23 protein-coding genes and 1 pseudogene are annotated in these 24,855 nt (G+C 60.7%); 15 read left to right on the plus strand and 9 right to left on the minus strand.

Annotation, left to right across the window (positions count from 1 at the left end):
* Positions 1–2 precede the first annotated feature (2 nt).
* The 4 genes from QE453_RS08245 (at position 3) to QE453_RS08260 (ending at position 2,554) form a co-directional block, all read left to right on the plus strand.
* Entirely contained in the window at positions 3–1,037 is a 1,035-nt protein-coding gene (locus QE453_RS08245; RefSeq protein ID WP_135856248.1) for an iron chelate uptake ABC transporter family permease subunit, read from the plus strand.
* Complete coding sequence (locus QE453_RS08250; protein WP_135856246.1) at positions 1,034–1,840, plus strand: ABC transporter ATP-binding protein; 807 nt, start codon at positions 1,034–1,036, stop codon at positions 1,838–1,840. Before QE453_RS08245 ends, QE453_RS08250 begins: the two co-directional genes overlap by 4 nt.
* Positions 1,841–1,917: 77 nt before the next feature.
* Entirely contained in the window at positions 1,918–2,199 is a 282-nt protein-coding gene (locus tag QE453_RS08255; RefSeq protein ID WP_045533913.1) for a type II toxin-antitoxin system RelE/ParE family toxin, read from the plus strand.
* 55 nt (positions 2,200–2,254) lie between these two features.
* On the plus strand, positions 2,255–2,554 hold the full coding sequence (locus QE453_RS08260; protein ID WP_112766393.1) for a HigA family addiction module antitoxin: 300 nt from the start codon (positions 2,255–2,257) through the stop codon (positions 2,552–2,554).
* Positions 2,555–2,573: 19 nt separating this feature from the next.
* Here the strand turns inward: QE453_RS08260 and QE453_RS08265 are convergent, their stop codons facing one another.
* Complete coding sequence (locus QE453_RS08265) at positions 2,574–3,446, minus strand: helix-turn-helix transcriptional regulator (protein WP_004444713.1); 873 nt, start codon at positions 3,444–3,446, stop codon at positions 2,574–2,576.
* A 132-nt stretch (positions 3,447–3,578) separates the two neighbouring features.
* Here QE453_RS08265 and QE453_RS08270 point away from each other — a divergent pair, with 132 nt between their 5' ends.
* The 6 genes from QE453_RS08270 to QE453_RS08295 all read left to right on the plus strand — a co-directional run bounded on the left by QE453_RS08270 (position 3,579) and on the right by QE453_RS08295 (position 9,549).
* Positions 3,579–4,793, plus strand: a complete 1,215-nt coding sequence (locus QE453_RS08270; RefSeq protein WP_135856244.1) for an amino acid ABC transporter substrate-binding protein — start codon at positions 3,579–3,581, stop codon at positions 4,791–4,793.
* A 70-nt stretch (positions 4,794–4,863) separates the two neighbouring features.
* Positions 4,864–5,736 carry a branched-chain amino acid ABC transporter permease gene (locus QE453_RS08275; protein ID WP_135856241.1) on the plus strand — a complete coding sequence of 291 codons (873 nt, stop codon included), beginning with the start codon at positions 4,864–4,866 and terminating at the stop codon, positions 5,734–5,736.
* The gene (locus QE453_RS08280; protein WP_135856239.1) at positions 5,733–6,641 is read left to right on the plus strand and encodes a branched-chain amino acid ABC transporter permease; all 909 of its coding nucleotides are present in this window, start codon (positions 5,733–5,735) and stop codon (positions 6,639–6,641) included. The genes QE453_RS08275 and QE453_RS08280 overlap by 4 nt, the downstream gene beginning before the upstream one ends.
* Positions 6,638–7,366, plus strand: coding sequence for an ABC transporter ATP-binding protein (locus tag QE453_RS08285; RefSeq protein WP_035208324.1), 729 nt, complete (start codon positions 6,638–6,640; stop codon positions 7,364–7,366). Before QE453_RS08280 ends, QE453_RS08285 begins: the two co-directional genes overlap by 4 nt.
* Complete coding sequence (locus QE453_RS08290) at positions 7,359–8,081, plus strand: ABC transporter ATP-binding protein (protein WP_135856237.1); 723 nt, start codon at positions 7,359–7,361, stop codon at positions 8,079–8,081. Before QE453_RS08285 ends, QE453_RS08290 begins: the two co-directional genes overlap by 8 nt.
* A 16-nt stretch (positions 8,082–8,097) precedes the next feature.
* The gene (locus tag QE453_RS08295; RefSeq protein ID WP_135856235.1) at positions 8,098–9,549 is read left to right on the plus strand and encodes an aldehyde dehydrogenase; all 1,452 of its coding nucleotides are present in this window, start codon (positions 8,098–8,100) and stop codon (positions 9,547–9,549) included.
* Positions 9,550–9,578: 29 nt separating this feature from the next.
* Here QE453_RS08295 and QE453_RS08300 read toward each other — a convergent pair whose 3' ends face one another.
* Positions 9,579–10,475, minus strand: coding sequence for a choline sulfate utilization transcriptional regulator (locus QE453_RS08300; RefSeq protein WP_004444701.1), 897 nt, complete (start codon positions 10,473–10,475; stop codon positions 9,579–9,581).
* A 94-nt stretch (positions 10,476–10,569) separates the two neighbouring features.
* Here QE453_RS08300 and choX point away from each other — a divergent pair, with 94 nt between their 5' ends.
* Positions 10,570–11,523: a choline ABC transporter substrate-binding protein gene (gene choX, locus QE453_RS08305; RefSeq protein ID WP_080823145.1), complete on the plus strand. Its 954-nt coding sequence runs from the start codon at positions 10,570–10,572 to the stop codon at positions 11,521–11,523.
* A gap of 14 nt (positions 11,524–11,537) precedes the next feature.
* A complete protein-coding gene (betC, locus tag QE453_RS08310) occupies positions 11,538–13,052 on the plus strand; it encodes a choline-sulfatase (RefSeq protein ID WP_135856233.1) in 1,515 nt (504 codons plus the stop codon).
* A 15-nt stretch (positions 13,053–13,067) separates the two neighbouring features.
* On the opposite strand, the gene QE453_RS08315 is transcribed toward betC, so the two are convergent.
* The 6 genes from QE453_RS08315 to QE453_RS08340 are packed head-to-tail and all read right to left on the minus strand — an operon-like array spanning position 13,068 to position 19,568.
* Positions 13,068–13,961, minus strand: coding sequence for a carbohydrate kinase family protein (locus QE453_RS08315; protein ID WP_135856231.1), 894 nt, complete (start codon positions 13,959–13,961; stop codon positions 13,068–13,070).
* Complete coding sequence (locus QE453_RS08320) at positions 13,958–14,998, minus strand: ABC transporter ATP-binding protein (RefSeq protein WP_112766401.1); 1,041 nt, start codon at positions 14,996–14,998, stop codon at positions 13,958–13,960. The genes QE453_RS08315 and QE453_RS08320 overlap by 4 nt, the downstream gene beginning before the upstream one ends.
* A complete protein-coding gene (gene argH / locus QE453_RS08325; protein ID WP_135856229.1) occupies positions 14,998–16,512 on the minus strand; it encodes an argininosuccinate lyase in 1,515 nt (504 codons plus the stop codon). The genes QE453_RS08320 and argH overlap by 1 nt, the downstream gene beginning before the upstream one ends.
* A 4-nt stretch (positions 16,513–16,516) precedes the next feature.
* Positions 16,517–17,359 (minus strand): carbohydrate ABC transporter permease, encoded by an 843-nt coding sequence (locus QE453_RS08330; RefSeq protein ID WP_044458934.1) that lies wholly within the window; start codon positions 17,357–17,359, stop codon positions 16,517–16,519.
* Positions 17,356–18,297, minus strand: coding sequence for a sugar ABC transporter permease (locus QE453_RS08335; protein WP_309776729.1), 942 nt, complete (start codon positions 18,295–18,297; stop codon positions 17,356–17,358). Before QE453_RS08335 ends, QE453_RS08330 begins: the two co-directional genes overlap by 4 nt.
* 17 nt (positions 18,298–18,314) lie before the next feature.
* Positions 18,315–19,568 carry an extracellular solute-binding protein gene (locus tag QE453_RS08340; RefSeq protein ID WP_037092597.1) on the minus strand — a complete coding sequence of 418 codons (1,254 nt, stop codon included), beginning with the start codon at positions 19,566–19,568 and terminating at the stop codon, positions 18,315–18,317.
* 251 nt (positions 19,569–19,819) lie between these two features.
* On the opposite strand from QE453_RS08340, the gene QE453_RS08345 reads away from it, so the two are divergent.
* The 3 genes and pseudogenes from QE453_RS08345 (at position 19,820) to QE453_RS08355 (ending at position 24,377) form a co-directional block, all read left to right on the plus strand.
* A complete protein-coding gene (locus QE453_RS08345; protein WP_111813808.1) occupies positions 19,820–21,046 on the plus strand; it encodes an ROK family transcriptional regulator in 1,227 nt (408 codons plus the stop codon).
* Positions 21,047–21,065: 19 nt separating this feature from the next.
* A pseudogene (locus QE453_RS08350) lies at positions 21,066–23,469 on the plus strand (PIG-L family deacetylase).
* Positions 23,466–24,377, plus strand: a complete 912-nt coding sequence (locus tag QE453_RS08355) for a DMT family transporter (protein ID WP_135856225.1) — start codon at positions 23,466–23,468, stop codon at positions 24,375–24,377. The pseudogene QE453_RS08350 and the gene QE453_RS08355 overlap by 4 nt, the downstream one beginning before the upstream one ends.
* 10 nt (positions 24,378–24,387) lie before the next feature.
* Here the strand turns inward: QE453_RS08355 and QE453_RS08360 are convergent, their stop codons facing one another.
* Positions 24,388–24,855 (minus strand): hypothetical protein, encoded by a 468-nt coding sequence (locus tag QE453_RS08360; RefSeq protein WP_100911502.1) that lies wholly within the window; start codon positions 24,853–24,855, stop codon positions 24,388–24,390.

The raw sequence follows: 24,855 nt of genomic DNA on the forward strand, positions 1-24,855 counted from the left end.
GCATGTTTCCGTCAGTCGTCGAAACGCTGGGTTTCAACCGCCATCGTCGGCAGGGCCGGCGCCGTCTCGTCATCTTTTGCCTGCTGACGCTTCTCGTCGCGGCTTTTGCGCTCACGCTGACGCTCGGCCAATCATTCACCCCGCCCGGTCGGGTGATCCGCGTGCTCCTTGGCGAGGACATCGCCGGCGTCAGCTTTACCGTCGGACAATTGCGCCTGCCACGCGCGCTGCTGTCGGTGCTGGCGGGGCTGAGCTTCGGCCTTGGCGGCGTCGCCTTTCAGATCATGTTACGCAACCCGCTTGCCAGCCCCGACATTATCGGCATCAGCTCCGGCGCCAGCGCCGCCGCCGTCTTTGCCATCGTCGTATTGCAGATGAACGGACCGCTGGTTTCGGTTGTCGCCGTCGTCGCCGGCCTTGGCATCGCCCTGCTGGTCTATCTCCTCTCCTTCCGCAACGGCGTGGCCGGAACGCGTCTGATCCTTGTCGGCATCGGTGTTTCCGCCATGCTGGAAAGCATCATCGCCTATATTCTCTCCGTCGCGCCGGCCTGGACACTGCAGGAGGCGATGCGCTGGCTGACCGGCAGTGTCAATGGCGCCAAACTTGCCCAGACACTGCCGCTTGCCATCGCGCTGGTTTTTTTCGGCGGCCTGCTTCTCAGCCGTGCACGGGATCTCGAGACGCTCAGGCTCGGTGATGATGCCGCCGCGGCACTCGGCGTTCGGGTCGGGGCAACACGCATCATCGTCATCGTCGCAGCCGTTGGCATGATCGCCTTTGCTACGGCCGTCTCGGGGCCGATCGCCTTCGTTGCGTTCCTGTCCGGACCAATTGCAGCGCGTATCGTCGGCAGCAATGGATCGCTGCTCCTTCCCGCCGCACTGGTCGGGGCGGTGCTGGTGCTGGCGGGTGACTATTGCGGCCAGTTCCTGCTGCCCGGCCGTTACCCGGTCGGCGTCGTCACCGGTGCGCTCGGTGCACCCTATCTGATTTATCTGATCGTGCGGGTCAACCGCAGCGGAGGCTCGTTATGACCGGCCACTCTCTTTCCCTAAGCGGCCTCTCGGCCGGCTATGGCGACAGCCTCGTCATAGAAGGGCTGGACCTCACCGTCCCGCGCGGGAAGATCACGGTTATCGTCGGCGCGAATGCCTGCGGCAAGTCCACTCTGCTACGCAGCATGTCGCGGCTCATCACACCGCGCGCCGGTCAGGTCCTGCTTGACGGCAAGTCGATCCATCGTCTGCCTTCCCGGGAACTGGCTCAGCGGATGGGTCTCCTGCCGCAATCGCCGATAGCGCCTGAAGGTATCGTGGTTGCGGATCTCGTCAGCCGTGGACGACATCCGCATCACGGCCTGTTCGCACGCTGGACACGTGAGGATGACGAAGCGGTTGCCGCAGCACTCGTCGCCACCGACACGGTCGAGCTTGCCGAACGGCCGGTGGATGAATTATCGGGCGGTCAGCGGCAACGCGTGTGGATCGCCATGGCGCTTGCCCAGCAGACCGACATATTGCTCTTGGATGAGCCGACCACCTTCCTCGATATCAGCCATCAGGTCGAGGTGCTGGACCTTCTCACAGACCTCAACCAGTCGCGTGAGACCACCATCGTCATGGTCTTGCACGATCTCAATCTCGCAGCCCGTTATGCCGATCATCTCGTCGCCATGAGCGACGGAAAGCTGCATGTCTTCGGCACGCCGGAAGACGTGTTGACGGAAGAAAATGTCCGCCACGTTTTTGGTATTGAAAGCCGTGTCATCACGGACCCGACGTCGGGCAAGCCGATGATGCTGCCTATCGGGCGGCATCGGACCGTCGAGGGGAAATAATAACGTATCTCTTTAAGATACGGTTCTGTTGACTTCTGCGCGTATCTGTTTATGATACGAACATCAAGAGGCAGGCAATGATCCGTTCTTTCAAAAACAAGCTGACTGCTTCGATTGACGACGGATCTGTGAAGAAGGGATTTCCCTCCGATATGCTACGCCGCGCCCAGCAACTGCTCACGGTCCTGGATGCGGCGACTACGGTTGAAGACCTTCGGTCACCGCCCGGTAATCGTTTGGAAAAGCTTTCCGGCGACCGTGAGGGACAATATTCGATCCGGATCAACAAGCAGTGGCGCATCTGCTTCGTCTGGACGCAAGCAGGGCCGGAAAACGTGGAAATAACCGACTATCACTAGTCGGTTATTCTCGTGGAAAGGCTCATGACAAATCGGCCAAGGAGGGCCAGCGAGCATGACAATCAGTAAATCGCCTCCGATCCATCCGGGCGAAATCCTGCGGGAACTCTATCTTGAGCCGCTGGGGATGTCGGCATACGCGCTCGCAAGGCACCTCAATGTTCCGCGCACCCGCATAGAACGGATTGCGGGAGAGAAACTTGGTATCACCGCGGACACCGCCTTGCGTCTGGCAAAGTTTTTCAAGACCACCCCGGAATATTGGCTGAACTTGCAGAACGCTTTTGACATTAAGGCGGCTGCAACGAGGCTGGAAACGGACCTTGCGAATATCAAGGAATTGGAAGCCGCGTAGTTGTCAGCCTCCTGTCCCGTCACGGCCAGGCCGCATAGGATGGCGGCGGCATGTTCTGCTTCTGCCTTGCCGTTCTTCTGAAACGGCCGGGAGAGGTCCCCTCGTTGCGGGTGAAGAAGCGATTGAAGTAGCCGGGGTCCTGAAAACCCAATCGAAACGCGATTTCAGCGACTTGCAGCGAAGAGTTCAGAAGAAGGTCGCGCGCCTCTGACAGGAGTTCCCGGTGGATATAGGCCTGTGGCGAAAGCCCCGTGGCCTTGCGGACCGCGAATCCCAGTCGCTCGCGGGTAACGCCGAGATGGTGTGCATAATCTTCGACGGCCCATTGATCGTGCTTGTGCTGGCTCACCAGAAGGACGAAACGTTCGGTGAGGCCGCCCGGGGTGGAGACGGCGGCAGCAACATCGGCGATGGCGTGCTGACAGACCCGGACAAGGGTGACGCAGAGCAGGCTGGCGATGATCGTGTCGGAACCGGTCGCTGCGCGGACATTTTCGCTCGCGATTGTCTGGAGATAAGCCTCCAGTTCCTTTTGGTCCTGTTCTTCGGGTGTCTGTACCAGAATACGCTGCAGTATCGCGCGTACGGCGTTTGCGCTCGTGCCCGTCGGCATCGCGTGAGCCAGCCCGATTTCGGTGGTCGTCAACAGCGATCCGCGGCTTCCGGCGCTCAGTCTCACGCGGCCGGCCGGGCCTATGGGCAGCCAGATGAGCCCCGGCGAAGGGACATCCAGCCTCTTATCGCCCTGCGTGATCTCCGCTTCCCCGACAGAAAGCAAAAGCATGTGGGCGCTGTCTGCTTCCAGCCGGAATTCCGATACGCGCAGCGAGGAGGCGAAGGTGCGTGCCGTGATCTCCACGCGATTGGCGGCAAACTGGCTGTGCAGCGGCATTCAACCTCCAAAAGTGCAATAATGCACTACACTAGTGCATTTTATATGCAACGGTCATTGCTAAACTTCGATCTGCGCGTGGGGAGTCTTGAGGAGAAGGGCTGCCCGATCGAGCGCTTTGGGAGGAACATCATGAACAATTTGAAGCGCAGAACGCTGTTCTGCCTGCTCTCCGGTGCTGCCCTGTCTGCAGTGTCTTTCAGTCATGCCACTGCGCAGGACCGCACTTCCGTAAAGATTGGCTATGCTGTGTCAAAAAGCGGCGCCAATGCCACCGGCGCGGGTATCACGACCATTCCGAACTACAAATTATGGGTGAAGGAGGTCAACCATGCCGGCGGCCTTACGCTGCCCGACGGCAAGCGCTTTCCAGTTGACGTGGTCGAATATGACGACCGTTCCTCGGCCGAGGACGCGGTGCGGTTCACCGAGCGGCTGGCCAGCCAGGACAAGGTGGATTTCATCCTGCCGCCCTGGGGCACGGGATTTAATCTGGCGGTTGCGCCGCTCTATGACCGTTTCGGTTATCCGCAGCTCGCGGTCACCGGCGTCACCGACAAGGCGCCCGATTTCGCCGCGCGCTGGAAGAAGAGCTTCTGGATGCTGGGCGGGGGGCACGACTATGCCAATGCACTGGCCGATGTTTTGAAAGCCGCCCGCGAAGCAGGCCAGATCAATGACAAGGTGGCCGTGATATCTGTCGCGGACGGTTTCGGCATCGATCTCATCAAGGCTGCGCGACCCGCGCTGAAGGAAGCAGGTTTTACGCTTGCTTATGACAAGACCTATCCGGTCGGCACCTCGGATTTTGCCGCGCTTGTGAACGAGGCCGCGGCAAGCGGTGCGGACAGTTTCATCGCCTTCTCCTACCCGCCGGACAGTTTCGCGGTAACGAAGCAGGCGCAGACCGCACGATATAATCCGAAGGTGTTCTACGTCGGTGTCGGCGGTGCTTTCCCGATTTTCCCGAAGGTTTCGGATGGCAAGCAGGAAGGTGTCATCAGCATCGGCGGCGTCGATGGAAGCAGCGACAGGATCGAGGATTATTTCAAGCGTCACGAAGCCTTCATCGGCACCAAGCCGGACAGCTGGGCAAGCGCCATCACCTATGCGAGCCTCGAAATGCTGGCCCAGTCAATCCAGCGCGTCGGGCTCGACAAGGCGGCGGTGGCAGGCGAGCTTTCGACTGGAAGCTTCGACACCGTTATCGGCCCGGTCAAACTTGAAGACAACCAGCTTCGTCAGCTGTGGTGGGCGGGGCAATGGCAGGGCGAGCGTTTCGTCGCGATTGCGCCCGCGGAACGTTCAGGTGCGGCCAAGCCCCTTGTCCCGAAGCCGCAATGGTAAGCCCTTTCCGGCCGGGACCTGTGAACCCGGCCGGAAGGCTTCGGCCACGTTCCAGACTGGAGACATTTCCTTGTTCTTATCCACCCTCATCTTCGGCTTGATGCTGGGAGGGACCTATGCGCTGATCGCGCTTGGACTTTCGCTGCAATATGGCATCGCCCGCATCATGAACCTCGCTTATGGCGAAGTGCTGATCGCGGCTGCCTTCATCACCTTCGTTCTGTTTTCCGGTTACGGGCTTTCGCCGCTCTGGTCGCTTTTCATCATCGTACCGCTCGGTTACGGCCTTTCTTTCGCGATCTACCGGGTCATGATGCGGCCGCTGGTGCGCCGTTCGGGCGGCTCTGGCCGTCTGGAAGTCGATTCCATTCTGGCAACCTTCGGACTGCTCTTCGTTATCCAGGGCATCATGCTCGTGGCGTTCGGTGGCAACTACCATTCTTATTCCTATCTGGCCGACGGCGTCGATGTCTTCGGCACGACGGTGGCATTGAACCGGCTTCTGTCTTTCGGTTTGTCCGTCCTGATTGGCGGTGGGCTTTATCTGGCGCTCACCCACAGCCGCTGGGGTCTTAACCTGCGGGCAGTGGCGCTGTCGCCCCGTTCCGCGCCGCTGGTCGGCATCGATGTGAACCGTGTGGCTTCCCTCGGCTTTGCTCTCGGTGGCGCACTCGCCGTGGCGGGCGGGGTGATGATCTCGATGTACCAGACCTTCTCCGCTTCCTATGGCGTGGTCTTCACCATGAAGGCGCTTGTCGTCGTCATCATGGGCGGTGTCGGCAATCTGCTCGGCGCGCTGGTCGCCGGGCTGCTGCTCGGTCTCGTGGAAACCTTTGTGCTGGTTTATGTCGATCCCGGCCTCACACTTGCCGCCACCTACCTGCTCTTTCTCATGGTCCTGCTTTGGCGTCCGGAAGGCATCTTCGCAAGGAGGGGCAAATGATTCCGCTTCTGATCGGCCTCGCCGCAGCCGCGCTGCTGGCGCTTTCCCCTTTCTTCTTCGATGCCTATGGTGTCGGCGTCATCATCGGCCTTCTCGGTTATGCCACGCTTGCTTCCGCCTGGGCCATGTTCTCCGGTCCGACCCGCTATATATCGCTCGCCACCGTCGCCTTTTTCGGTGTCGGGGCCTATACGGTCGCGGTGCTGAGCGAGGTCTTGCCCTGGCTGCTCGTCCTCCTGTGCTCCGCCCTTGTCGGCGCGGCGCTTGCCTTCGTCGTCGGGCTTTCCACGCTGCGCGTTGCCGGCATTTATTTCGTGATCTTTTCTTTCGGCCTTGCCGAACTCATCCGACAGCTCATCACCTGGTATGAAGTGAATGTGACCGGAACGCTCGGGCGCTATATCTTCCTGCCGCTGGAGCCGCAGCATGTCCTCTGGCAATTGCTGGCGCTGGCCGCCGTTACTCTTGTCCTGTCGACGCTCATCGACCGCAGCAAGCTCGGCCTGGCGCTGAAGGCAATCGGCGATGATGAGGTGGTGGCCGCCCACGCAGGAATTAATCTTGCCCGCACCAAGCTGGCGCTCTTCGTGCTGTCCGCCACCATCATCACGCTTGTTGGCGCCATCCAGGCCCCGCGCTGGGTCTATATCGAGCCGGCCATCGTCTTCAATCCTCAGGTTTCCTTCCTCACCGTGATCATGGCCCTGCTTGGCGGAGCCACGCGCCGCTGGGGACCCATCCTCGGTGCTGTGCCGCTGTTCCTGCTGTTTGAATGGCTGGGCGCCAATTTCCCCAACCATTTTTCCATCATTCTCGGCGCTCTCTTCATCCTCATCGTCTTTGTGTTGCCGGATGGCGTGCTGGCGGCGCTGGAGAAGTTGCGCAAAAAGGAGAAGATGGCATGAGCACGGTTCTCGAAATTGCTGATATCCGCAAGACCTTCGGCGGGCTGAAGGCAGTGGACGGTCTGGGCCTGACTATCAAGGCTGGCGAGGTCGTGGGGCTGCTCGGGCCGAACGGTTCCGGAAAGACGACGCTGATGAACCTGATCTCGGGCGCGCTGAAGCCGACGGAGGGATCAATCCGGCTGGAAGGGCAGGAGATTGCCGGCCGGCGGCCGGATGCGATTGCGCGCGCCGGCGTGGCGCGCACCTTCCAGCTCGTGCGGCTTTTGCCTTCGCTCTCCCTGCTGGACAATGTCGCGGTTTCGGCCATGTTCGGGCCGCAGCGGTTGTCCCGCCCAGCGGCGGAGAAGGTCGCGCGCACCTGTCTGCAAAGAATAGGGCTCGCGGGGCGGGAAGTCATGCCGGCCGGCGATCTCACCTATATCGATCAGAAGCGCCTCGAACTGGCGCGTGCGCTTGCGGGCGAACCGAAGCTTCTGCTTCTTGACGAATGGCTTGCAGGCCTCAACCCCACGGAGCTGCAGGAGGGGATCGCGCTGATCCGGCGGCTGGCATCGGAAGGAACGACCATTCTGTTGGTGGAACATATCATGGCGGCCGTGCGCGCCCTTTGCCCTCGCTCCGTGGTCATGGCGGCCGGCCGCAAGATCGCCGACGGGCCGACGGCAGCGGTACTTGATGATCCGCAGGTCATCTCCGCATATCTGGGAGCGCCACATGCTTGAAATAGATGCGTTAACAATCCGCTACGGCAAACATCTCGCAGTTGATGGCATATCGCTCAATGTTGCGAAGGGCGAAACCGTGGTTCTGCTTGGCGCCAATGGCGCCGGCAAGTCGTCGCTGCTGAAAGCCGTCGGCGGCATGGTTGTGCCGGCGTCCGGCGAAGTGCGCGTCGACGGTGCGTCGCTTGTCGCTGTTCCTCCTCATCGGATCGTGGACTGCGGCGTGGCGCTGGTGCCAGAAGGACGCGGAATTTTCCCGGCGCTGACGGTGGAGGATAATCTTCGCCTCGGCGCCAATCCCCGCCATGCCCGTTCAGCAGAGAAAGTGACACGGGAGCATATTTTCTCGCTGTTTCCACGTCTCGCCGAACGCCGGCAGCAGCTTGCCGGCACCATGTCCGGCGGCGAACAGCAGATGGTCGCCATCGGGCGGGCGCTGATGTCGGCACCGGATTATCTCTTGCTGGACGAGCCGAGTCTGGGTCTTGCGCCCATCGTCACGCAGGAACTTTTTGCCGCCCTGGCCGAGATCAAGAAAAGCGGCCTTTCCATTCTGCTCGTGGAGCAGAATGTGCGCGAAAGCCTGGCGCTGGCCGACCGGGGTTATTTGCTGGAAGCGGGGCGTATCGTCGGAGCAGGTTCAGCTGAGGCCCTCTCCGCCGATGCCGCCGTGCAACGGGCGTTTCTCGGCGGCACCACCGCCGCCATTGTCTGAATTCAGGAGGAAGACCATGCAGACTGTCAATCTTTTCATCGGTGGCGACCATTGCCCGGCCGCGAGCGGAAAGCGCTTCGAGCGTCACAATCCGATCACCGGCGACGTTGCGACCAGCGCGGCGGCGGCAACGGTGGAGGACGCTACCCGTGCGGCCGATGCTGCCGCTGCCGCCTTTCCCGTCTGGTCGGCCACATCGCCCGGCGAGCGCCGCCGCCTGCTGCTGGCGGCGGCTCAGGCGCTACTCGCCGCCGGGCCTGACATTACCCAGGCGATGAAGGAAGAAATCGGCGCGACCGATGCCTGGGCTGGTTTCAATGTGAAGCTCGCAAGCGATATGCTGGTGGAGGCCGCAAGCCTGACCACCCAGATCAAGGGCGAGATCATTCCCTCCAACCGGCCGGGAACGACGGCGATGGCACTGCGCCAGCCGGCGGGCGTGGTATTGTCCATCGCCCCCTGGAATGCTCCCGTCATTCTCGGCGTACGCTCCATCGCCACGCCGCTCGCCTGCGGCAACACGGTTGTGATGAAAACCTCGGAGCTTTGCCCGCGCACCCATGCGCTGATCATCGAGGCGGTGGCATCGGCAGGTCTGCCGAAGGGCGTGCTCAACGCCGTCTCCAATGCGCCGGAAGATGCGGCAAAGATCGTCGATACGCTGATCGCGCACCCCGCCGTCAGACGGGTGAATTTCACCGGCTCGACCCGCGTTGGCCGTGTGATTGCCGAAACGGCCGGCCGCTACCTGAAACCGGCGCTGCTGGAACTCGGCGGCAAGGCGCCGTTCATCGTGCTTGATGATGCCGATATCGACGCCGCTGTCGCGGCGGCCGCCTTCGGCGCCTACATGAACCAGGGCCAGATCTGCATGTCGACGGAGCGCATCATCGTGCTCGACAGCGTTGCCGATACATTCGTGCAGGCCTTCGCCAAAAAAGCGTCCAACCTCACGGCCGGAGACCCACGCGAGGGAAAAACACCGCTAGGCTCGCTGGTCAGCGCCGAAGCGACGTCACGCATAAGGGCGCTGGTGGACGACGCCGTGTCCAAAGGCGCAAAGCTGGTCGCGGGTGGTGGCGGCACCGGCACCATGCTCGATGCGATCGCCATCGATGGCGTCACTCCCGCCATGCGGCTCTATTCCGAGGAAAGTTTCGGTCCGGTCGTTTCCATCATCAGGGCGGGCAGCGTCGATGAGGCGGTAAGCATCGCCAATGAAACAGAGTTTGGTCTTTCCGCCGCGATTTTCGGCAGGGACCAGGCGCGGGCGCTTGCCATTGCCGCGCGGATCGAAAGCGGCATATGCCACATCAACGGGCCGACTGTTCACGATGAGGCGCAGATGCCTTTCGGCGGGGTCAAGGCCTCCGGTTACGGCCGCTTCGGCGGCACGGCGGGCATTGCGGAATTCACCGAATTACGCTGGGTCACGCTGCAGGACGGGCCGCTGCATTATCCGATCTGAACCGGACGCCGGGGGCGGCTGCGGCGGCCTCACCGCCGCTCGTCGATCAGCCAGCCGGTGAGTTTTCTCACCGCGCTGTCGCTGCTTTTCGGCCGCATCAACCAGTAGCCGCGCCCCGGTGCATCGAGGCTAGGGCCTGCCGTGACCAGTACGCCAGCCTCGAGCAGTGGATCGACGAGCCCGGCCCAGCCGAGCGCAAAGCCCTGTTCTCCAATGGTCGCCTGAACCACCATGGTGTAATTGTTGAAGCTGATGTCGCCGCCGTCGTTTTCGGGGCCTCTCTGAACGCCGAAATGCTTGAAATAGGAAGGCCAGTCGAACCAGTGCGCTGATGAGGTATTTTCGAGGTGGATGAGTTTCCGCCGCGAAAAATCAGCAACGCCTGCGGGCGCCGGCGTTGCTGCCAAAAACGCAGGTGAACAGACCGGCGTGACTTTTTCCGAAAGCAGCAGTACGGCCCCGTCACCCGCCTCTTGCCGGGTGCCGAAGATGATCATCACGTCGCTGTCATGCTTTCCCTGACCCAACGGGTCCTGCGTGGCGACGATCTGGATGTTGATGTCAGGGTTGAGCGCTCGAAATCCGTGCATCCGCGGAATGAGCCACAATGACGAAAAGGCATAGTCCGTATGCAGGCGGATGGTCTGGCGTTCCTCCGTCCGCCGAAGCTGCTGCGCGAGCAGATCAATGGCATCGACATTGCGGGAGACGATCTCGAACAGCCTTTGTCCCTCTGCCGTCAGATCGATGCCGCGATGTTTGCGGCGGATGAGCGCCACCCCAAGCTCCTCTTCGAGCCTGCGCATCTGATAGCTGACGGCAGGCTGGGTGAGCCGCAGGGAGCCCGCCGCCGCCGTCAGGCTGCCCTGGCGGGCAACCTCGGTAAAGATGCGCATCCATCCGAGATCGAGCGGCCGGTCTGACATTAAATTTCCTTATATCACTTATCGAAAAATACCCGCTTCACAGGCAAAAACAATGTGGTGTTCAATAAACTGGACTAATACAAGGGGAGCCGCAATGAAAACCGTTTCTCATCTGCACCGCATCGCCGCCGGCCTGTTCCTGTCCGTGGCGGCCTTCTCCACCCCGCTTCAGGCGGCCGATGACGCGTCCTGCAAGCTCGTACGTCTAAGCGATCCCGGCTGGACGGATATTACCGCAACCAATGGCGTCGCCTCGGTACTGCTCGATGCATTGGGCTATGAAGCCGACGTCAAGACGCTTTCCGTGCCCATTGGCTATCAGGCGATGAAGAACGGCGAAATCGACGTTTTCCTCGGGAACTGGATGCCGGCGCAGAAATCCTTCGTAGATGACCTCAATTCGGCGAAAGCTGCCGAGGTCTTGACGAAGAATCTCGAGGGCGCCAAGTTCACGCTGGCGGTGCCTTCCTACATGGCGGAGAAGGGCGTGAAGGATTTCGCCGATCTCGCCAAACATGCCGATGAATTCGAGAGCAAGATTTACGGTATCGAGCCCGGCGCACCCGCCAACCAGAATATCCAGAAGATCATAGACGCCAATGATTTCGGCCTTAAAGGCTGGCAGCTCGTCGAATCGGGTGAGCAGGCCATGCTGGCGCAGGTGGAACGGGCGGGCCGGGATAAGAAGGCCGTGGTCTTCCTTGCCTGGGCGCCGCATCCGATGAACGAGAAGATCGATATCGCCTATCTCTCCGGCGGTGACGCCTATTTCGGCCCGAATTTCGGCGGCGCAGAGGTTTATACGCTTGCCCGCACCGGCTGGCCGGAAAAATGCCCCAACGCGGCGGCGCTCTTCAAAAACCTGAAGTTCGATATCGGCATGGAAAATACCCTCATGGGTTCGATTCTCGGCGGAGAGGATTCCAAAGCCGCGGCAGCGGCCTGGGTGAAGGCCAACCCCAAAGCGCTGGATGGCTGGCTGCAGGGCGTTACCACGCTGGATGGAAAACCGGGTGCGGATGCCGTTAAGGGCAAGCTTGGTCTCTGAGCCGGAAAGTGGAAATGCCGCGTCCCAATATCCTCATTCTGATGGTCGACCAGTTCAACGGGACGTTGTTTCCCGATGGACCGGCCGATTTTCTCCATGCGCCGCATCTGAAAGCCTTGGCGGAGCGGTCTGTCCGCTTCGCCAATACCTATACGGCCAGCCCGCTTTGTGCGCCGGCCCGTGCTTCCCTGATGTCCGGGCAATTGCCAAGCCGGACGCGGGTTTACGACAATGCCGCCGAGTTCGCCTCCGACATTCCGACCTATGCGCACCATCTGCGGGCAGCCGGTTATTACACCGGTCTCTCAGGCAAGATGCATTTCGTCGGGCCTGACCAGCTGCACGGCTTCGAAGAGCGTCTGACGACCGACATCTATCCCGCGGATTTTGGCTGGACGCCCGATTATACCAAGCCGGGCGAGCGGATCGACTGGTGGTATCACAATCTCGGTTCGGTGACGGGTGCAGGGGTTGCCGAAATCACCAACCAGATGGAGTATGACGACGAGGTAGCCTATCACGCCACTCGCAAGCTCTATGACCTGTCTCGTCGGCTCGATGACCGGCCGTGGTGTCTGACCGTCAGCTTCACCCATCCGCACGATCCCTACGTGGCGCGGCGGAAATTCTGGGATCTCTATGAGGATTGCCCGGCGCTCGATCCGCAGTCGGAGGCCATTGCTTTCGATCAGCAGGACCCGCATTCGAAACGGTTGCTGGAAGCCTGTGACCACAATGCCTTCGATATTTCGCCGGAGCAGATACGCCGGGCACGCCGCGGTTACTTCGCCAACGTCTCCTATATCGACGAGAAGATCGGCGAAATCCTTGGCGTCCTGAAGGCGACGCGGATGGAGGAGGACACCATCGTCCTCTTCCTTTCAGACCATGGCGATATGTTGGGTGAGCGCGGCCTGTGGTTCAAGATGTGCTTCTTCGAGGGCTCGGCCCGCGTACCGCTGATGATCGCCGCCCCAGGCTGGCAGCCGGCATTGATCGATACGCCGGCCTCGACACTGGATGTGACGCCGACGCTGTGCGGTCTGGCAGGGCTTGATATCACCTCGCTTAAACGCTGGACGGATGGCGAGGATCTGGCGCCGTTGGCTGCTGGCACCGGCGGGCGCGGCCCGGTGCCGATGGAATATGCGGCCGAAGGCTCGATCTCGCCGCTCGTCGCCATCAGGGACGGTCGATACAAATTGTCCGTCTGTGAGGCCGATCCGCCGCTGCTTTACGATCTGGACGCCGATCCCGAAGAGCGCACCAATCTCGCCGGCGACCCCGCTTTCAGCGACGTGCTCTCGTCGCTTTCCGCCGAAATTGGCCGGCGGTGGCAGTTGGCGGTGTTCGACGCCGCCGTTCGCGAAAGTCAGGCGCGGCGCTGGGTGGTCTACAAGGCGCTGCGCAACGGCGCCTATTACCCGTGGGACTACCAACCCCTGCAGAAGGCTTCGGAACGCTACATGCGTAACCACATGGACCTCAACGTGCTGGAAGAAAACCAGCGTTTTCCGCGCGGCGAGTGAGGCGGGCAAGGTGCCTCAAGCGGTGGTCGACACCCTCGGCGCGCCGCCCGCCGCCTGCACGGCAAGACTGCCCGCGGCAACCCCGGCTGTGAGGCATTGCTGTTCGTCCCTGCCTTGAAGCCAGGCATCAAGAAAACCGGCATTAAAGGCGTCGCCGGCGCCGGTCGTATCGACGACGGGTACTTCCTGGGCTGCCAGATACTGCAAGCCCCTTCGACAAGATATCCACGCGCCCTGCGCGCCGCCTTTCAGCGCCACGACGGGAAAGGCCTCTGACAGGGCGTGGATGGCTCTTTCCGGGTCAGAATGCCCGGTGATTGCTTCCGCCTCTTCGAGATTGGGCAAAAACACGTCGACACCGGCACAGGCCTTGAGCAGCCCCTTGTCGTAGATCAGCGAAGCATCCCAGCTTGGGTCGAGCGATACTGACAATCCGCTTGCCTTGGCGCGTGAAACCAGATCAGGCATCTCATGCAGCGTGGCGAATTCGGCGATGTGCAGATGCCGGGCGTTATCCCACGCGAAGGCGGCATCGAGCGTCGAGGGACGGGCGGCACCGGCGCGGCGCGTCAAAAATGCCCGGTCTTGGCCAACCACCGTCGCCACCGTCACCTGCGGTCCGGCATCGGCTGCATGTTCCAGAAACCGCAGGTCGACGCCGCTTTGCGCCATTTTCTCACCGATGTCGCGTGAAAATGTATCGGTGCCGAGCCTTGCGAGCAGAGCAACCGGGCGTCCGACGTGGGCGAAATGGGCTGCGGCAATGAAGGCTCCGCCGCCGGGGGCGATTTCCATGTCTCGGGCAAACAGTTCCCGGCCGAGCACTGGCAGTTCATTAAGACCGGTGAAAATGAGGTCACAATAGATCCGGCCGACGCTGATTACGGCAGTTTTTTCCGTTGTCATCATGCGCGGCCCAGAAGCTTTTCCGTCTTGGCGTCGAAAAGATAAAGCGAACCTCGCTCCGCCTGGCATTGGAGCCTGCTGCCGACGGCCGGAATGGTTTTGCTTCTCGCCGTGGCAATCACAGAACTGGTGTCGGTGTCCAGATGAACAAGCGTCTCCGGGCCGAGCGGCTCGACTGCCGTTACCGTTCCTTCCAGGGTAAACGTCCCCTGAGCGGACCCAGACTCCCCAACAAGCAGATCATGCGGCCGGACGCCGATCAGAAGCTCACCCGTGGCGGACGGCGCGACGCTGTCGCCGGCTCTGGTTCCGCGCAGCAGGTTCATCGAAGGGCTGCCGATGAAGCGTGCGGTAAAGATGTCGACGGGTGTTTCATAAAGTTCCGTTGGCGTGCCGACCTGCAGGATGTGGCCGTCCTTCATGACGACGATCCTGTCGGCCATGGTCATGGCTTCCACCTGATCGTGGGTGACATAAACGGTTGTCGTCTTAAGACGCTGATGCAAGCGCTTGATTTCAATACGCATCTGTGCGCGCAGCTGGGCGTCTAGGTTAGACAGTGGCTCATCGAACAGGAAGGCGGCGGGATCGCGCACCATGGCGCGGCCGATGGCGACACGCTGCCGCTGGCCGCCTGACAGGGCCGCCGGCCGTCGGTCGAGCAGGGCCTCCAGACCGAGCACCCGGCCGGCCTCTTCGATGCGGCGGTTCTTTTCCTCGCGGTCAAGCTTCGAGGTGTAGAGGCCAAAGCCGATGTTCTGGCGAACCGTCATATGCGGATAGATCGCATAGTTCTGGAAGACCATCGCGATGTTGCGCTGTTTCGGTTCCTTCTCATTGACGATGTCGCCGCCGATCTTCAGCGCTCCGTCGGAGATTTCTTCCAGCCCGGCGATCATTCTGAGGGTGGTGGATTTGCCGCAGCCGGACGGGCCGACAAAAACGACGAACTCGCCGTCTTCAATGGCAAGATCGATGCCCTTGACCGCCTCGACCTTGCCATAGCGCTTCACGAGTTTATTGAGTTCGATTGTCGCCATCATCGGGCTCCCGTCAGGGCGGTGAATTTCTCTGTGAGTTCCGCGGCCTTTGCCGCTTCGTGATCGGCGGATCGCCGTGCTTCCGCCTCGAATGCAGCAAGCCTGTTGCGATAGGTGGCAATCGCCTCCCGCATCGGTTCGGGGGCAGGGCCGCCGAAACGGCTGCGTACGGCAACGAAGTGCTCGGGCGAGACGATCTGCCTGAATTTTTCCTCATCGATCCCGGTTTGCCGCCCTGTCAGCTCATGGAACGCCTTGAGGAACGGCTGGTAACCGTCGTTCGGCAGATCGCCTTTCAGCGCGACGACGCTCTTGGCAACAGTCGCGGCAATCTCATGGGCCTGGCGGAAAGACAGGTCCTCGATGCGGACAAGCGAATCCGCCAGTTCCGTGATGGTGATACACGACCGGCGGATGTTCTGGTCGACCCTTTCGGGATCGATGCTGATCTGGCCAACGAGGCTGGCAAGAAGATCGAGAACCCGGCCGGCAGAGGCGAAGGCTTCGTAACCCATGCCCTGCGTTTCGCCCTCACTGTCATTCATGTCGGTGAAGGGCGTATTATGCATCACATCCAGCACCGTGCGCGCCCGCCCGAATGTCTGGCTGGCGAGGTGGCGCAGATGTTCAATCGGCACCGGGTTTCGCTTCTGCGGCATGATCGAGGAAATCTGCACCAGCGCATTCGGCACGTAGATCTGGCCAACCTCGAAACTCGTCCAGAACTGGAAATCCTGGATGAGCCGTCCGAGATGCAGGAACATCAGCTCGATCGCGCCATAGGTCGCGGTCGTGTAATCCACGGCGGCGATGCAGGAATAGGAATTGCGTAAGGGTGCAGCAAAGCCCAGCAATTCGGCGACCCGCGCCCGATCGATGGGAAAGCCCGAGGTGGTGATGGCGGCAGCGCCCATCGGCGAGAGATCGACGATGCGGCGCGCCTCCGCAAAACGTTCGATATCCCGGATCAGCACCTCGATCGCTGCCGAAAGGTAGTGGCCGAAGGTGGTGGGCTGGGCCGGCTGCCCATGGGTGTAAGCCACGATCAGCGTGGCTTGATTGCGTTCGGCGGCATCGATCAGCGCTTTCAGCAGGACACGCGCCTTGACGGTGAGCGTGTCGATCTTTTCCTTGAGGCCGATCTTGAACAGCGTGTGATCGATATCGTTGCGCGAACGGGCCGTGTGCAGGCGGCCGGCGACATCGACGCCGATGCGGGCTTTCAGCTCTTTCTCGATCAGGAAGAAGAAATCCTCGACTTCGCCGGTATAAACAAGCTCCGCGGGTTCTATGGTTTTGTCGATGTCTTCGAGTGCGCCGGCGATCTTGGCCGCCGTCTCGGCATCGAGAATGCCGGTCTCGCGCAGCATGACAAGGTGGGCGCGGTCTATGCGGCGGAAGCCCTCTACGTGGTGGTTCTTGGCGCCATCGAAAAGCGGGCGCAGCACGGTTTCCTTGTAGACGGGGTCGGGAAACTTGCTGGTATCCGACTGGCGCGGGTTGATATCGGTCATGATGTTATCCTTTCAGACCCGCCAGCATCACACCGCGAACGATGTAGCGTTGCAGGACGATGAAGACGATGAGGGTGGGAATGGTCGCAATGGCTGCGCCCGTCATGATCATTTCCCACTGGATCTGCTGTTCCACGGCAAAGCTCGAAAGGCCGACCGGCAGGGTGTAGAGCTCCTTGCTTGTCGTGACGATCAACGGCCAGAAGAATGCTGTCCAGTTCCCTAGGAAGGTGAAGATCGCGAGCGCGGAGAGCGCGGGCGTCACCAGCGGCAGGGCGACTTTCCACCAGATCTGGAATTCGTTCAGCCCGTCGACGCGCGCGGCCTCGATGAAGTCGTTCGGAACCGTCTCGAAGAACTGCTTCATCAGGAAGGTGCCGAAGGCCGTCATCATGCCCGGGAACATGATGCCCCAGTAGCTGTCGAGCCAGCCCAGCTGGCTGGACATCAGATACCAGGGAATGACGAGCATTTCGGTCGGGATCATCAGCGTCGACAGGATGGCGAGGAAGATGAAATAGCGGCCGCGAAACTCGAACTTCGCCAGCGTGTACCCGACCAGACTGTCAAAGAAGCAGTTGGAGACGGTAACGATGACCGCAACCAGCATGGAGTTGAAGAACCAGCGCAGGAAACGGCCGTCGGCCATGACCGTGATATAGTTGGCAAGTGTCGGTGCTGCGGGAATGAGCCTCAGATCATAGACCTGGTCCGCCGTCTTGAACGAGGTCGAGAACATGAATAGTAGCGGCGAAACCATGATCACGCCGCCGATGAACAGCAAGGTCCAGGCGAGAATGCGACCGGGGCGGATACGTGCGTGGGAAAGTGGCTTTGCTTCGCTCATTTCTTTTCCCTCAGGACCCAGAGCTGGATCAGCGATACGACGAGAAGAATGGTAAACAGGACGACCGTCTGCGCTGCGGCATAGCCCATGGCATAGGAATTGAACGCCGTCTGATAGATCATCAGCACAAGCGGTTTGGTTGAGCCGAGCGGTCCGCCCGGATCATTGGTCGTCATGTTGTAGACCTGGTCGAAGATGCGCAGGAAACCGATGGACGAGAAGACCACGAGGAAGACCGTGGTGGGTTTCAGAAGCGGAAGCGTGATCTTGCGCAGGATCGCCCATTCGCCCAGCCCGTCGATGCGGGCGGCTTCGTAAAATGTCGTTGGAATGGCGCGCAGCCCGGCCATGAAGATGATGATCTGGAAGCCAAGGCCTGCCCAGATGGCTGTCACCATGATCGAATAAAGCGCCTGGTCCGTAGAGCGGATGAAGGGTTGCTGCGGAATGCCGAGAAGTGCGAAGACGTCGTTGATGATGCCGATGGGCGGCGGTTGATAGAACCAGCGCCAGACCCAGGCCATCGCGGCCGCCGTCGTCAGATAGGGCAGGAAATAAAGCGCGCGGATGAAGCCGTGCAGGATGCGTACGCGGTCGAGATAAAAGGCGATGACGAAGGCGACCACGAGGCTGATCGGCGTGCCGACGATGAGATACGCGAAGGTGTTCTTGAACACCTTCCAGAATTGCGGGTCCTTGAAGAGCTTGACGTAATTGGCGACGCCAATGAACTTTGCCGGCCTCAGCAGGTCCCAGTTGGTGAAGGACAGGTAGAAAGCCTGCAGCGTCGGGTAAAAACGGATGATGCTGTAAAACAGGATAGGGATCGCCAGAAAGCTCCATATCCATAAGAGCCGTTTCGTGCGCATGGAAAGACGGTCCCCAAAGGAGCCGCCGGGGCGGCCGGATACCGCCCCCTGTTGATCTGTCGCTGTCATGGTTGGACCTGCGGTTTTCAGGGTTTCGCCGCGTCGATGATTTCCTGCTCGGCCTCGGCGGCCTGCTTGATGGAATCTTCAACCGACTGGCCCTCGAGCAGGACCCGGTTGGTCATGTCAATGGCGTTCTGGCGCTGGGCGGCCTCATCCATGAATAGTGTCGTGTGGGCATATTCCAGACCCTTCAGGAACGGCGCGTAGATCGGGTCCTTCAGGTTTTCTTCGGTCAGCGCTGCGGAGCGTCGCGCCGGCAGTTCGCCCACTGTCTTCAGCCAGATCGCCATGGCTTCCGGTGAAGAGATATAGGCGAGGAACTTCTTGGACGCCTCAAGCTCTTCACCCGTTGTCTTGGCGCTGATGCCGTTGGCGAAATAGCTTGCATAGTTGGAGCGGATATTCTTGTCATTGGTCGGAAGTTCGGTCACGCCCCACTCGAAATCCTTGATGGTGCGGAACGAGCCCAGCCGGAAAGTGCCGTCGATGGTCATGCCCGCCTTGCCCGCGCGGAAGGCGGCCTGGCCTTCATCCATGAAACCCGCCTGACCGATCTTTTTTTCAAGCTGCAGACTGGTGTAGAATTTCAGAGCCTGGATGCCGGGCTCGCTATTATATGCGACCTTCTGGTCGTTGTCGGTATAGGGCTCGCCACCATATTGGCGGATGAGCACCTCACGCCACCACTGGTGATCCTGTCCGCCCATATCGAGCGTGGAACCGGCGACGGTGAGATTGCCGGCGGCATCGTGCTTGGCGATCTTTTGCGCGGCGGCGACGAATTCATCGAGCGTTTTCGGCGGATTTGCGGGATCGAGGCCCGCCTCGGTAAAGAGCTTCTTGTTGTAGAACAGTGCAAGCGAACGAACCGCGGTCGGCAGGCCGTAATAGTCCTCGCCGCGTTTCATGGCGCTGACGATCGGGAAAAATTCGCTTTCGATCTTGTCATGCGGGAAAGCGTCTGTTGGCAGTGGCTGCAAAATCCCGCCCGCTGCGAACTTGTCGAGCCAGCCGTAAAACAGCTGCATCACGTCCGGGCCCTTGCCGGACATATTGGCGGCAATCACGCGGGTCTGGTAATCGGCATAAGGGAAGGTTACCTGCTTAACGGTGATGTCGGGATTGGCCTTCTGGAACTGTGCGATCAGTTCGTCCATGGCCTTCACGCGGGTGTCGAAGACATATTGCCAATATTCGATTTCAACCGCCTGCGCGGCGTTGAATGCAAATGTGCTGAAACCGGCAACCAAGCCGGCGAACAGAGTTGCCCTGCGCATGTAAGCCTCCTTTTCCTCCGCCCGGTCTTCCGGATGCGGAGCCATCGTTCCCTTTTCCGCGCTTTCGCGCGCGCTCATCGATTTGCCGGTGGCGGAGTTTCCTCTTCCGCCCGGGCAAGCCTGACCCCTGGTCGCTCTTACGGTTCTCTGAAGGCAGGCATTTGTCAATAAGATAATTTACTTGAATTATTATATTGCGCTTATCGTCGGTTCGACGCTATTAATTTTCTAACAGACGGGAAGTTGAAGAGATGACGGTGCACACGGTGGACGCTTATCCCGTAGCAATCGGAAAAAACCCTGAGCGAAGCCGCGAACATAACAGGCGAGTCGTCCTCGATATTGTCCGGCGGCACGGATCCCTAGGCCGCGCCCAGATCGCCAAGATCACGCATCTGACGCCGCAGGCGGTCGCCAATATCGTCGATGAACTCATGGGCGAGGAGTTGCTGAAGGAGCTCGGCCGTCGTCGCTCCGGTCGCGGCCAGCCGCCGATCCAGTTTTCGGTCAACCCGGATGGCGGGGCGACGATCGGCGTGGAAATCGCCGCCGACCATATGGTCACCGTCGGTCTTGATCTCGCCGGCGTTCTTCGCACGCAGCGCATCACGCCGCTCTCGGACACGACACCGGAAGCCATATTCAAGACCTTTGCCGCCGAGCATGACGCCGTTGCCAAAAATCTAGGCTGCAGGCTGCTTGGCACCGGGGTCGTCATGCCCGGTCCCTTCGAGATCGATGGCATGACTTCGGTGGGACCGACGACGCTTTCCGGCTGGGGCGGCATTGATGCCCGGCAGATGCTGGGCGAAGCCTGCGGCCAGCCGGTCGTGGTTGAAAACGATGCCACGGCCGCAGCAGTCGGGGAACGGCTGTTTGGTGCTGGTCTGGCGATCCCGAATTTCTGCATGATCTATTTCGGCGTCGGTATCGGCCTCGGCATCATCCAGGATGGCGCGCCCTATCGCGGTGCATTCGGGAATGCCGGCGAAATCGGCCATGTGACTGTTTCGCCGAGGGGAAGGCCTTGTCCTTCCTGCGGGCAGAGAGGGTGCCTGGAGGCTTATGCCTCAGTCTATGTACTGAAGGAAAAGCTTGTATGCGCCGGTGTTGCGGATACGGAACTTGATGATCTGGAGGCCCTGTTCAAGGCAGGCCATCCCGTGGTGAGGGAATGGATCGACGAAGCTGCGGCGCATCTGGCGCCCATGGTGGCGATGCTCGAGAATATTCTCGATCCGCAGACAGTCATTCTCGGCGGCGCTCTGCCTGAGGTCATCATCAGTGAAATCATTGCACGGATGGGGCCTTTGCCGACCTCGGTCGCAAGTCGCAGGCAGCGGGAACTTCCGCGTGTCATCCATGGCAAGTCCGGGCAGTTGACTGCTGCCCTCGGCGCTGCCGCCTTGCCGCTTTTCGATATCGTCACGCCAAAACTTGAGACATCCATGGGAGCCGCAGCGCAGGCACCCGGCTGAATATTGGAGGAGACTGCCCATGCTTACCCCCCGGGAGCGCATCGAACGGCAAATGGCCGATCCGTGGCTCATACGCCTGCATCGCAGGCTGAGCGCGCTGAAGTCCACGGTGACCGTCATGCATACCGGCGCACATCCGGACGACGAGCAGAACGGGTTGCTTGCCTATTTCCGCATGGAGCTTGGCATGCGTACCATCATCGCCTGCTCGACACGTGGCGAGGGCGGTCAGAATGCGCTGGGGCCGGAAAGGCTTGGCGCGCTCGGCGTCATCCGCTCGCGGGAGCTGGAGGAGGCGGCCCGCGTCATCGATGCGGATATCAGCTGGCTCGGCCATGGGCCGGCGGATCTCATTCATGACTTCGGGTTCTCCAAGGATGGCGACCAGACCTTTGGCCGCTGGGGGCAGCAGCGCATCATTGAGCGGCTGGTGCGCGCCTATCGCAAGGAGCGGCCGGATATCGTCATCCCGACCTTTCTCGATGTGCCGGGACAACATGGGCACCACCGCGCCATGACGCGTGCGGCAAAGAGCGCCATCGCGCTGGCAGCGGACCCTGCGGCCTATCCTGAACATCTTGCAGAGGGGCTGAAGCCGTGGCAGGTTGCGAAATATTACCTTCCCGCGTGGTCGGGCGGTGGTGACACCTATGATGACGAAGTGCCGCCGCCGGAGACGACCGTAACGGTAAACGCTCGCGGCAGGGAGCAGGCGACTGGGCGCGCAATATGACCGGATCGGCGAATGGTCGCGTTATTATCACGCTTCTCAGGGAATGGGACATTGGCCTAAGCTGGCGCAGGAGGTCTGGCCGCTGCATCTTGAACTCGCCAGTGATGCAGGGGGCCAAGAGCACTCGATCCTCGACGGGCTGCCGTCTTCGTTGTCCGACCTTGCGGTGTTCCCGGGCCTGGATACCGAATTGGCAAAGGCGCTGGTCAAGGCGGAACAGGCGATAAGCGAAGCGATATCGGCCTTTCCCGACAGGCAGCGGATCACGGCGTCACTTCTTGCGGCTGCAGCGCTTTTGCAGACGGTGGACGAATCTGCCACGACGGATTTCACGGAACTGCACGGACATCGGATCAGGCGCAAACGGGCGCAGGTCGATGCCGCCATCCTGACGGCGCTTGATGTTTTCGAGCGGGCCTACGCCGCGCCGGCGGAGATCGTACCAGGTGGAACGTCGGTTCTTTCCGTGGAGCTTTCAGACAAGGCGGCTCACATTGATGTCGAGGTCACCCCGGTCCTGCCATCAGGTGTATCGTCATCCGTCCAGTCACTTGGCGAGACGCGGGTCTTTACGCTTGTCGCGGATCAGGATGCACCTGTTTCCGGACTGTATCAGCCTGACTGGAAAGCCATGGGCGGCAATGGCCATGCCTCAGTGCGGCTTTCCGCAACGATTGAAGGCAGAACGGTTTCGGCCGCCTTCGACCTTGAGGAACCGTTTTTCGTGACGCCGGCGCAGTCGCTGACCATTGCGCCGGACGCTCTTCTGGTTCCGCTCGGACAGGGGCAGGAGGCGCATGTCTTTCAGGCGCATATAAAGGGCGCCGATGCGTCGCTGTCGTTCAGGAATACGGGCGGCTGGAACCTGCGCAAGAACGGCGGCGACTGGATTGCCGAACGTAACGGCGAGGCCCGGGTGGGCCTTGCCCAGATCGAGGCGCTTGTCGGTGCGCAACCCGCTTTTCAGATAACGCCGATCGCTTATCCGCACATCGGTCGGGCAAGGTTTTTGGCGCCGTCCGTTCTGAAAATCCTCTCGCTGGACCTGAAGCTGCCCGAAAAGGCGCGGATCGGCTATGTCGGTGGTGGTGCTGACAGGGTGGGTCTTTGGCTGTCGCGAATGGGACTCGATGTCACCGACCTCGACGCTCAGGCGCTTGGCGGGGACCTGTCATCCTTTACGACGATCGTTATCGGCATCTTCGCCTTCGGCATCCGCGGGGATCTCGCTGCCGAGACGGAGAAACTTCACCGCTTCGTCGAAAACGGCGGTCATCTGGTCACGCTCTATCACCGGCCGACTGACGGATGGAATCCGGAAACGACACCAGTTCGGCGTCTTGAGATCGGCAAGCCTTCCCTGCGCTGGCGTGTGACCGATCCGCAGGCGGAGGTAACGGTGCTCTTGCCCGACCATCCGCTGCTTGCCGGGCCGAACAGGATTGATGCCGCCGACTGGGGGGGCTGGGACAAGGAGCGCGGGCTTTATTTCGCCTCGCGCTGGGATGATGTCTACGAGCCATTGCTCGCCATGCATGATGTCGATGAGCAGCCGCTGAAGGGTGCGCTGGTTTCGGGCGTCATCGGCAAGGGTAGGCATACCCATACCAGCCTCGTGCTGCATCACCAGATGGACAAGCTTGTGCCTGGCGCTTTCCGCCTCATGGCCAATCTTGTGCAACCGGCGTGAATGGCGACGATCAAAGCGAAGAACAGCAAGGCCCTCGCGAAACGGACACCCGCGCGGGCATAGGCTGGCTGTTGCTGGACATGACCCTTGTTGCGGGCGGTATGACCGCGCTCGTCAAGGCGCAAGGCGTCACCTATCCCGCCTTCCAGCTCGTCTTCATCAGGGCGATGATTGGCCTGATGTTCATCCTGCCACTCATCTGGCGGCACCGGGGAGAAATGGCGCGCATCCAATATCCCTGGCGTAACATTTTCCGCATCTGCTGCAATGCCATCGCACTCACCAGCAATTTCATCGCCATCACCCTGTTGCCGCTTGCGACCGTCAATGCCGTTGGTTTTTCCCGGCCATTGGTGACGATGGCGCTGGCTGTCGCCTTTCTTGGCGAAAGCGTGAGCCGCTTTCGCTGGGCGGGAGCCTGTCTTGCGTTTGTCGGCGTTCTGGTCGTCATTGGGCCGGGCGGCGCGGAATTTGGCGTGGGCGTGATCGTTGTGCTGATATCGGTGGTGTTCGGTGCGCTTGCGGTTATCCAGACACGAGCGCTGCGGCGGGAGAACACCACTGTCATGATGGTGTTCTACACGGTGGGCCTCGCCGTCATCACCGCCATTCCGGCAATCTGGACATGGAAGCCGGTTGCGTCATTTGACTGGGTTCCGTTGCTCGGCATCGGATTGCTGGCGCAGATGGGACAATATTGCTTCCTGCGGGCCTATCGTATCGCGGATGCAAGCGTCCTTGCGCCGGTCAGCTATCTGTCGATCCTGTTTGTGACTGCGGTCGGATATTTTCTGTTCGACGAAGTGCCTGAAGCCCGCGTTGTGTTCGGCATCATCATCATTCTCGTGTCGCTGCAATCGACTGCGCTTGCGGAATATCTCTTGAAAAGGCTGCGCCGCAAAAGATGACGGGCAGGTTCTATCGCGATTGTGCAAGGACCCGAAGCTTAATCCAGCTCAGCGCCGCAAGTTTCAAACGGTCGTAAAACGAACGGGCAAAACGAACATAGCGCATGATCCAGGCGAGCCAGCCATAGGTGAGAAGCTTTTCCCGGCCGGCATGGTAGATGCGTTCGACAATCAGGAAGGTGGAAAGATGGGCAATGATCGTCAGAACTACCCCCGACTTGAAAGCCCCATGGGCGAAGAGGACGAGGCCGATGATCTTCATCGGTTCCGCAATCGCGAAGGGAACGGCGAGACAGAGTAGAATGACAAGGCGCGGCAGCTGCGCTATCCGGCTTTCCAGCCGCTGGATGATTTTCAGGTTCGACAGGGCCCTGATGACCGGCCGGTAGAGCGGGCGGAAAATGCCGTCGAGGACCATGGCGAAAACGATGATCGCCCTGAGCGGAAAGACGAGAATCGTCCGGATTTTGCTGTTCAC

The organism is Agrobacterium sp. SORGH_AS_0440 (genome assembly GCF_031453135.1).
In the GTDB taxonomy this organism is placed as follows: Bacteria; Pseudomonadota; Alphaproteobacteria; order Rhizobiales; family Rhizobiaceae; genus Agrobacterium; species Agrobacterium pusense.

Bases quoted from the DNA above. Each gene is read 5' to 3' on its own strand.
- QE453_RS08245 (WP_135856248.1), top strand. From the start codon at position 3: ATGTTTCCGTCAGTCGTCGAAACGCTGGGTTTCAACCGCCATCGTCGG.
- QE453_RS08250 (WP_135856246.1), top strand. From the start codon at position 1,034: ATGACCGGCCACTCTCTTTCCCTAAGCGGCCTCTCGGCCGGCTATGGC.
- QE453_RS08255 (WP_045533913.1), top strand. From the start codon at position 1,918: ATGATCCGTTCTTTCAAAAACAAGCTGACTGCTTCGATTGACGACGGA.
- QE453_RS08260 (WP_112766393.1), top strand. From the start codon at position 2,255: ATGACAATCAGTAAATCGCCTCCGATCCATCCGGGCGAAATCCTGCGG.
- QE453_RS08265 (WP_004444713.1), bottom strand. From the start codon at position 3,446: ATGCCGCTGCACAGCCAGTTTGCCGCCAATCGCGTGGAGATCACGGCA.
- QE453_RS08270 (WP_135856244.1), top strand. From the start codon at position 3,579: ATGAACAATTTGAAGCGCAGAACGCTGTTCTGCCTGCTCTCCGGTGCT.
- QE453_RS08280 (WP_135856239.1), top strand. From the start codon at position 5,733: ATGATTCCGCTTCTGATCGGCCTCGCCGCAGCCGCGCTGCTGGCGCTT.
- QE453_RS08285 (WP_035208324.1), top strand. From the start codon at position 6,638: ATGAGCACGGTTCTCGAAATTGCTGATATCCGCAAGACCTTCGGCGGG.
- QE453_RS08290 (WP_135856237.1), top strand. From the start codon at position 7,359: ATGCTTGAAATAGATGCGTTAACAATCCGCTACGGCAAACATCTCGCA.
- QE453_RS08295 (WP_135856235.1), top strand. From the start codon at position 8,098: ATGCAGACTGTCAATCTTTTCATCGGTGGCGACCATTGCCCGGCCGCG.
- QE453_RS08300 (WP_004444701.1), bottom strand. From the start codon at position 10,475: ATGTCAGACCGGCCGCTCGATCTCGGATGGATGCGCATCTTTACCGAG.
- choX (WP_080823145.1), top strand. From the start codon at position 10,570: ATGAAAACCGTTTCTCATCTGCACCGCATCGCCGCCGGCCTGTTCCTG.
- betC (WP_135856233.1), top strand. From the start codon at position 11,538: ATGCCGCGTCCCAATATCCTCATTCTGATGGTCGACCAGTTCAACGGG.
- QE453_RS08315 (WP_135856231.1), bottom strand. From the start codon at position 13,961: ATGATGACAACGGAAAAAACTGCCGTAATCAGCGTCGGCCGGATCTAT.
- QE453_RS08320 (WP_112766401.1), bottom strand. From the start codon at position 14,998: ATGGCGACAATCGAACTCAATAAACTCGTGAAGCGCTATGGCAAGGTC.
- argH (WP_135856229.1), bottom strand. From the start codon at position 16,512: ATGACCGATATCAACCCGCGCCAGTCGGATACCAGCAAGTTTCCCGAC.
- QE453_RS08330 (WP_044458934.1), bottom strand. From the start codon at position 17,359: ATGAGCGAAGCAAAGCCACTTTCCCACGCACGTATCCGCCCCGGTCGC.
- QE453_RS08335 (WP_309776729.1), bottom strand. From the start codon at position 18,297: ATGACAGCGACAGATCAACAGGGGGCGGTATCCGGCCGCCCCGGCGGC.
- QE453_RS08340 (WP_037092597.1), bottom strand. From the start codon at position 19,568: ATGCGCAGGGCAACTCTGTTCGCCGGCTTGGTTGCCGGTTTCAGCACA.
- QE453_RS08345 (WP_111813808.1), top strand. From the start codon at position 19,820: ATGACGGTGCACACGGTGGACGCTTATCCCGTAGCAATCGGAAAAAAC.